Origin of the sequence: Cohnella luojiensis, assembly GCF_004564235.1 — a bacterium.
Lineage (GTDB): Bacteria > Bacillota > Bacilli > Paenibacillales > Paenibacillaceae > Cohnella > Cohnella luojiensis.
Genome location: NZ_SOMN01000014.1, coordinates 100079 through 107491, shown reverse-complemented (window position 1 = coordinate 107491; position 7413 = coordinate 100079). Strand labels below are relative to the sequence as shown.

General features: G+C 47.5%; 7 protein-coding genes. 2 read left to right on the top strand and 5 right to left on the bottom strand.

Going from position 1 to position 7413, the window contains the following annotated elements:
• Window positions 1-82: 82 nt before the first annotated feature.
• Window positions 83-289: a hypothetical protein gene (locus tag E2980_RS12110; RefSeq protein WP_135152430.1), complete on the bottom strand. Its 207-nt coding sequence runs from the start codon at window positions 287-289 to the stop codon at window positions 83-85.
• Window positions 290-580: 291 nt separating this feature from the next.
• Between E2980_RS12110 and E2980_RS12105 the strand changes: the two genes are divergently transcribed.
• The gene (locus E2980_RS12105; protein WP_135152429.1) at window positions 581-1591 is read left to right on the top strand and encodes a glucosaminidase domain-containing protein; all 1011 of its coding nucleotides are present in this window, start codon (window positions 581-583) and stop codon (window positions 1589-1591) included.
• Window positions 1592-1594: 3 nt separating this feature from the next.
• On the opposite strand, the gene E2980_RS12100 is transcribed toward E2980_RS12105, so the two are convergent.
• The 3 genes from E2980_RS12100 to desA are packed head-to-tail and all read right to left on the bottom strand — an operon-like array spanning window position 1595 to window position 4462.
• Window positions 1595-2200, bottom strand: coding sequence for a response regulator transcription factor (locus tag E2980_RS12100; RefSeq protein ID WP_135152428.1), 606 nt, complete (start codon window positions 2198-2200; stop codon window positions 1595-1597).
• Window positions 2197-3342, bottom strand: a complete 1146-nt coding sequence (locus E2980_RS12095) for a sensor histidine kinase (protein ID WP_135152427.1) — start codon at window positions 3340-3342, stop codon at window positions 2197-2199. Before E2980_RS12095 ends, E2980_RS12100 begins: the two co-directional genes overlap by 4 nt.
• A gap of 52 nt (window positions 3343-3394) precedes the next feature.
• On the bottom strand, window positions 3395-4462 hold the full coding sequence (gene desA / locus E2980_RS12090; RefSeq protein ID WP_135152426.1) for a Delta(5) desaturase DesA: 1068 nt from the start codon (window positions 4460-4462) through the stop codon (window positions 3395-3397).
• A 228-nt stretch (window positions 4463-4690) separates the two neighbouring features.
• Here desA and E2980_RS12085 point away from each other — a divergent pair, with 228 nt between their 5' ends.
• On the top strand, window positions 4691-6967 hold the full coding sequence (locus tag E2980_RS12085; RefSeq protein ID WP_135152425.1) for a PAS domain S-box protein: 2277 nt from the start codon (window positions 4691-4693) through the stop codon (window positions 6965-6967).
• A gap of 230 nt (window positions 6968-7197) precedes the next feature.
• On the opposite strand, the gene E2980_RS24220 is transcribed toward E2980_RS12085, so the two are convergent.
• On the bottom strand, window positions 7198-7359 hold the full coding sequence (locus E2980_RS24220) for a hypothetical protein (RefSeq protein ID WP_167747097.1): 162 nt from the start codon (window positions 7357-7359) through the stop codon (window positions 7198-7200).
• Between the last annotated feature and the right edge of the window lie 54 nt (window positions 7360-7413).

Below are 7413 nucleotides of genomic sequence, written 5' to 3'. Positions count from 1 at the left end.
GAAGTGTTGTTTTTGTTTGTATCCGTTTCCTAAACATATGCGATAGTTAACATGGCAAAAGCCACGCCCTATCCGAAGTTTTCTAACTCACGACTGAAGTCACGAGTTTGCGAAAACTGATCATCAAGTAGGGACCGACCATACTTCCGGCCATAGCCGCGTAGACGGAGTGGAGAGGGAGCTTCAGCACGTAATATAGAAGCGTCCCTCCCACGAGGTCGATGGCGATGAACTTCTTAACCTCCGATAACGGAATGACGATTACGACGAAACCGCGCTTTTTGTTCAACGTATACCCTCCTAACATTGTCCTTTCCACAGTCTACTTTCGACCCTTTTTGTCCCATTCGCGCCAATTATGAGAAAATATTAATTTTTGATAGTTCTTATGAAAAAAACTCTCAAACCCGCGCGGTTAGAGGGTTCTTTGCATTCCAAGACCTCCATTGGATAGTCCGGGATCGACAAATTAACAATAATTATTCACTTAAAGAATGACAAGCTTTTCAACTGCATATATGTACAATCTAACCAATATTACTGCGATTAGCCTTCACCATTCTATGAAAGAGGTGTTGTCATGCGTAGGGAATTAATCAGACGATTGTTCATTTATGGACTGGGAGTGACCCTGATCCTAACCCTTGGAATGCGATTCCATTCCGCAAATCACGATGCATCAACCCCGATTTCTTCAGAATCCCCGACCATACCAAAGTCGCATCCCCCATTAATATCGCCTTATCCTCTTGCAGAACCGATAGCAAGCCCTGCAGCGCAGGTCTCTAAAGAAGTGCCAGACATAGCCAAAAATGCAGGAAACGAAGTACATATCTCGGCTTCTCCTACTAAGAAGCCAGCCGTTTCGTCCGTTCAAACCTATAAGGTAACGGCCTACTATCTAAACGTTCGCGCGAATGCTTATGCGAAATCGAAAGTGCTTAAAGTCGTGCAGATGGGAACGCTGTTGGAGGTTCTCCAAAAAATAGACAATGGTTGGTTGAGATTAAACGGCGGGGGATACGTGCATGGGGATTATGCGGAGTTAGTCGACGGTGAAATTCAGACTGCTAAAATAACGCCGTTACAGCAGTTAGTACCGCTAGTTATGAAGAATAGTGAGGATGTGCAGGTTACCGAATCCGGAAATCCAGTTAAACCAACGTCTACCGTAGGGACGGCTTCCGGCCTCTCCGAGGAGGATATCGCCATGATCTTCGATGGGACGGATCTGGCCGGGCATAGGCTGGAGGAGGCGATACTGGAGGTCGAAGAGGAATACGGAATCAATGCCTTATTCACGATTGCGGTCATGAAGCTAGAGAGCGGAAACGGAAGCAGCCGGCTAGCCAAGAACAAGAACAATCTCTTTGGGTTAAACGCGTCAGGCGCGGATCCTCATAAGAGAGCCTTCAGTTTCGAGACTAAGGGAGATAGCGTCCGCAAATTCGGACAGCTTCTCTCCAAGAATTACGTAGGAAAAGGGTATACGACGATTGAGAAGATCGCCACGAAATATTGTCCGGCGAATAGCAAATGGTCAGGCCTAGTCAAGAATATTATGAAGAGGGATTACAGCAAACTGAACTGAGCATCATTTGAACCAGCCTTTTTCGTTAAACCGTTTGATCGCTTCCACCCGGTTACTGACGTTCAGCTTGTCGAGGATGATGGAGATGTAGTTCCGGATCGTTCCGGTGGTTAAGTACAGCTCGGTTGCGATTTCCTTCGTATTCTTGCCGTCGGCGATCAGTTCGAGTACTTCCTTTTCCCGTTCCGTTAACGGATTCTCGTTGTCCCCGCTATAAGCTTCGTCAACGAGCTCCGGCGCGAATACGCGACGTCCGGACAGAACGATACGGATCGTATTGGCGAGATCCTCGCTTGGGCTGTCCTTCAGTAGATAGCCGCTTACTCCAGCCTTAATGGCACGTTCGAAGTATCCCGTGCGGGCAAACGTCGTCAGAATGATTACTTTGCAAGGAAGGTCTTTCAACTCTTCCGCGGCTTCCAATCCGCTCTTGCCGGGCATCTCGATATCCATGATGCATACGTCGGGTTGATGAAGGCGTACAAGCTCGATGGCCTTCTCGCCATTGGAGGCTTTCCCGACAACTTCCATGTCCTCTTCCAGATCCAGCAGGGATCCGAGAGCGCCTAATAGCATGCGTTGATCTTCGGCGATGACGATTCGAATCATGCATTCTCCTCCTTGTCCGAGCGTTTCATGATCAGAGGGATCCTAGTGCTGATAGTCGTCCCTTCCGTACAGGATATCTCAAGGGTGCCGTTAACGAATTCCAGACGTTCCTTCATACCTTGCAAGCCATGGCCTTGCTTAAAGTTTAACTCTCCCGTATGGATTACGCCATTGTCCTTCACCTTCATGATGACCTCCGTCGGGGTCTCTTCAAGCGTAAGGGAACATTCGGTTGCACCGCTGTGCTTGACTACGTTATTCACGGCTTCCTTCAGGCACATGCTTAGCACGTTCTCGGACAATAGCGGGACGTTGGCAAGAACCGGATTTCCTTCAATATGGAACTCGATCTGAGCTGCCTTCAGGATTTGCCGGATACGGATGATCTCTTCTTCGAGCCTGGTTCCTCTCATCCGGGACACGAGGAGCCGGACTTCTTGCAGAGCGGTTCTCGCGGTTTGCTGGACGTCTTTCATCTCCGACCGTGCTCGTTCCGGGTTATTAGAGATGAGCTTGTGGGCCAAATCGCTCTTCAAGCCAATAAGAGAGAGCTTCTGGCCTAGCGTATCATGCAAGTCGCGGGCGATTCGTTGCCTTTCTTCAAGCTTTACCAGCTCGGAGATCCGTAAGTTGGCGTCCTTGAGCTGCTCTTGAAGCTCGCCGCGTTTGTTGCGGTTATAGCTGCCCAGAGGGAGCAGAATAACGGCGATAAGGCTAATTAGGATAAACGGGGTTTGAGTAATGAAAAATTTGTCTTGCAAAATAAAGCCTAAATTGACGGTAACGAAGGTAGTGACGATATTGACCGTGTACAGTGTTATAAACCCGGCCTTATTATGGATGTTCCCAATGAAGAAGGCCAGGAAAAAAGCGAAGTAAGCATAACTGAACAGCAGGGTCATCGCGATGGATACCGCGATTTGAACGCTTGTCCCGACATATACCGGCCACCCCTTGGCGTTCAAGGTGATCCGGTAGCAGAAGAAGAACAATACGATCATCAGGATCCCCGTCGCGATCTCGATATCGGACGAAGACCTGAAGATGAAATAAAACGGCAGAATACTGAACATAAGCCAAACATATGGGCTTATTCCCGTGGTTTTCGGGAATATTTGAATTTTCCTTAACCGCTTGAACATCGGTAACGCTCCTATTTGCGAAGGTAGTTTCCTCAACCTAGTGTATCAGATTTCAGGCTACTTCTCCGCTAATCGACGTATCGGTTTTTTTCGAGGCTTCCGCCAAAGTAGCTGCGTTGGCCTTGCCAAGCAAATGCTTGACTTGCTTAAAGCCAACGAATGTCTTGTTCTGTTCATCCCATAACCGGAAACGAAGCGCCTTGAAGCTGGCGGCAAGGGTGATCGTAGTGGCATGCTGCAAGGGAGGGACGGCGTTATGGGCATTCTCCAGATTATAGTTCGGTACTCTTGGGCTTAGATGATGGACATGGTGAAATCCGATATTTCCCGTAATCCATTGCAGCACTTTAGGAAGCTTGTAATAAGAGCTGCCATCTACGGCGGCTTTCACGTAACTCCATTCTCCATCGTTCTCGAAGTAGGAATCTTCGAATTGATGCTGCACGTAGAATAACCATATTCCCAGTGCTCCGGAAATCCAGAAGACGGGAGCTTGGACGAGCAAGAAATTCTGCCATCCGAGCATCCAGCATAACAAGCCGTAAAGGACGATGATGCCTGCGTTGGTTATCCACGTATTGATACGTTCCTCGCGACGAGCACCTTTCACGTTAAAGCGATATTGGATAAGGAAGGTGACGATAGGACCGATTCCGAACATGACTAGAGGATTTCTGTAGATACGGTAATATATTCTCTTCCACTTGGAAGCCGCGATATATTCGTCAACGGTATATAACCACATGTCCCCGATTCCGCGCTTATCCAAGTTGCTGCTCGTGGAGTGATGGATGGAGTGGCTGCGTTTCCATTGGTGGTAAGGGAACAGTGTGAGTATTCCGGTAATCGTGCCGAGTATTTCGTTCGCTTTGCGGCTTCTGAAGAACGATTGGTGGCAGCAGTCGTGAAAAACGATAAAGAGACGAATCGTGAAGCCCGCTGCAAGAGCGGCGAACATAAGGGTGAGCCAATAGGAGACGGACAAGCTCAAATAGGATGCGGCCCATAGCAGGAAAAAAGGAGGCATCGTATTTAATAATTGCCTCACGCTGGATTTCGTATTCGGTTTCTCATAAGGAGCGACGCCTTTTTTCAATTGTGCATGGTTGGGTGTAGTCATGGGTTCCTCCTTGTGATGGAAGCGGAATGATTATCGTAAAGGTTTCCAGGTCGGCAGAATGGCGACTGTAAGCTTAATTGTAGGGTTTGTAACCGATTTCCGTTAGTCATAAGTGTCAGCAGATGGATATGACAAATGTCATATAATAATTTTTAGCCAGAGAGGAATTTGTCGAACTTTGTCTAATTGATAATAGATCATCTTAGATTTATACCGGAGGCAACTGCCGTGTCCATTAAAGCCAAGCTATCGCTGCTGATATCCATCATCGTTATGATTGTTCTTTCCTTGAATATCTCCATCTACTATTACTCTTCCAAGGCAGAACTCGAGGAGAACGCCAAACAGGATATGATTACGATCGCGAAGCAGATCGGGACAAGCCTGGAAGCTGCGGAAAAATCCTTGAATTACATGGAGGATACGCTTGGTGAGAAGCTGAGGGCGGCTGCCGTCGCCGCAAAGAGCGAGCTCGATCCGCGTATCGACAAGGTGAGCAACGAGCAACTCGTCTCGCTCAGCCGTAAGCTGGGGATCGACCATATTTCGTTATGGAAGCGGACGGCCGACGATATCGTCGTGCTCAAGTCTTCGGATCCGGAAGAGCTTAATTTGGGCTCGAAGACGTGGGATTATTGGTATACGGCTTATAATCAATTATTCGACCATCAAGCCGTAACGATTCCACAGGGCCAGAAGCTGCCAAATTATTGGTCCGGACCTTACCAATACGCAACGTCCGATCCAACCCATGTGAACAAGTGGGGCAATTATTACGACGGAACGACCGATTACATGATTAATCCTTACGTAAACGCCCAGGTATTCCTCGATTATGTCAACAATGTCGGAACGAATGCTCTTATCCGCAATCTAATGGCAGACAATCCGGATATTAAGGGAATAACCGGATTCGATCCGGAGTTTTTCGGTAAACCTGAAATCTTGAAGGTAAAGAAAGGACAAATCATCCATAACCTGGATGTGCGCGCCATCCCGTTCGGCGAATATAATTACGAGGATAAGAACAACGACGTGGAAAACGTGAAGCGTGCTATGCAGACTGGCGAGCTGATAACGTCCACTTTTTATGGTGAAGGCATAAATGTTATGAAGAGTTTCATCCCGCTTAAGGATGGTACGCCTTACGTCATTGGCGTGAATTTCGATAATGGCGTGATCAAGCAAACCTTGAACCGTCAGCTGTTCCTTCATTCCGTCATTTCCCTCTGCTTAATTGTGGCGTCATGGCTGGCCAGTTATTTTATCGCAGGATTCATGATCCGACCACTCCGGCACATTCTGGATAACGTCAACGAAATCGCATTAGGGAATTTCAGCAGCAAGATCTCCATCCGAAGCAAGGATGAGCTAGGCATATTGTCTTCCAGGGTCAATATGATGGCGGATAATCTTGAGACGTACATGGGGAGGCTTCGGGATTCCGCGGAGGAGCTCCGGACCACGAAGGAATATTTGGAATCGTTCGTCAATCATACTTCTGATGCGATACATGTTACGGATCTTGAAGGAAGAATCATCCAAGTCAACCATGCGTTCGAAAGCATGTATGGCTGGAGCAGCGAAGACGTGATGCATCGAATGTTGTTGGATCATATACCGGAAGACCAGAAACAGGAGAATGAAGAGATTCGCAAGCAAATTGAACGCGGGAGTTCCGTTGCCGATTACGAAACCGTACGTAATAGGAAGAACGGAGAGTCGATCGACGTAAGTATTACGATATCCCCAATCCGCGATGAGAGAGAACGGACCGTAGCGGTGGCGGAAATCACCCGGAATATTAGCGCTAGGAAGCAAACCGAAGAGGTCATCCGACGCTCGGAGAAGCTTTCCGTCATCGGCCAGCTGGCAGCCGGAGTTGCCCATGAGATCCGGAACCCGCTCACGACGTTAAGAGGATTCGTGCAACTGAGTAAACAACACGGCAAATTGTCCGAATCCTATTTCGATATCATGTTGACTGAGCTAGATCGCATTAACTTTATCGTGAGCGAATTCCTCGTATTGGCTAAGCCGCAAGTGAACCAGTATCAGCTCGTGAATATTCAAGACATTCTGACGGATATGATTACCCTGTTGGACTCGCATGCCAACCTCATTAACGTTCAGTTCGAAACCCGGTTCGACGCAGAGATTCCGATGCTGTACGGGGAATCAAATCAACTGAAGCAAGTATTCCTTAATGTCATCAAGAATGGAATCGAGGCGATGCCGGAAGGCGGAACGATCACGATCGAAGCGCAACATGAACAGCCTGAACATGTTGTTATCATCCGGATTATCGACCAAGGAAGCGGAATATCCGCGGAGGATATGACTCGTCTCGGGGAGCCGTTCTTTACAAACAAACCTTCCGGTAACGGGTTAGGGTTGATGGTGAGCCAGAGGATTATCGCCAACCACAAAGGAACGATGCAGATTATCAGCAAGATTGGGGAGGGGACCTGCGTTGAAATTCGCCTCAAGGTCGCCAACGCGTAGCTTGAATAACGAGAAAGCAACTTCCTTATCGGAGGTTGCTTTTTTCTTATTTCTATATTTGCGTAATCGAGGTTTTACATATAAAAAAAGCTCTGTCATTTGACAAGGCTTTTTTAGCTTTTGGAGTATTCGACTTCCTCATCCGGCTCCTCATAGGGAACCCGGTCTTCATCATAATACATGAGCTCTCACACCTCCTTTTTAATCATAGTACGTACAAGCCTTCATCGCTATTCCGCTTTTGTGTTAACGGGATGTGAAATTTTTTCCCCGAAAATCACTTCTTCTACCGCATCGCTAACCATATCGATCGGAGAGGCATCCTGTTTGTCTTGGGGAGTCGGTACGGATGCTTCATTGTAGGATTCATCGTTATTATTTTCAATGCTCATGGATCTCAACCTCCTTTGTCGTAATCTTGAATATCCTTTCCATAAATACGACAA

What these genes read in the sequence shown, in the direction of transcription:
- E2980_RS12105 (WP_135152429.1), top strand. Translation starts at nt 581, where the DNA reads ATGCGTAGGGAATTAATCAGACGATTGTTCATTTATGGACTGGGAGTG.
- desA (WP_135152426.1), bottom strand. Translation starts at nt 4,462, where the DNA reads ATGACTACACCCAACCATGCACAATTGAAAAAAGGCGTCGCTCCTTAT.
- E2980_RS24220 (WP_167747097.1), bottom strand. Translation starts at nt 7,359, where the DNA reads ATGAGCATTGAAAATAATAACGATGAATCCTACAATGAAGCATCCGTA.
- E2980_RS12095 (WP_135152427.1), bottom strand. Translation starts at nt 3,342, where the DNA reads ATGTTCAAGCGGTTAAGGAAAATTCAAATATTCCCGAAAACCACGGGA.
- E2980_RS12100 (WP_135152428.1), bottom strand. Translation starts at nt 2,200, where the DNA reads ATGATTCGAATCGTCATCGCCGAAGATCAACGCATGCTATTAGGCGCT.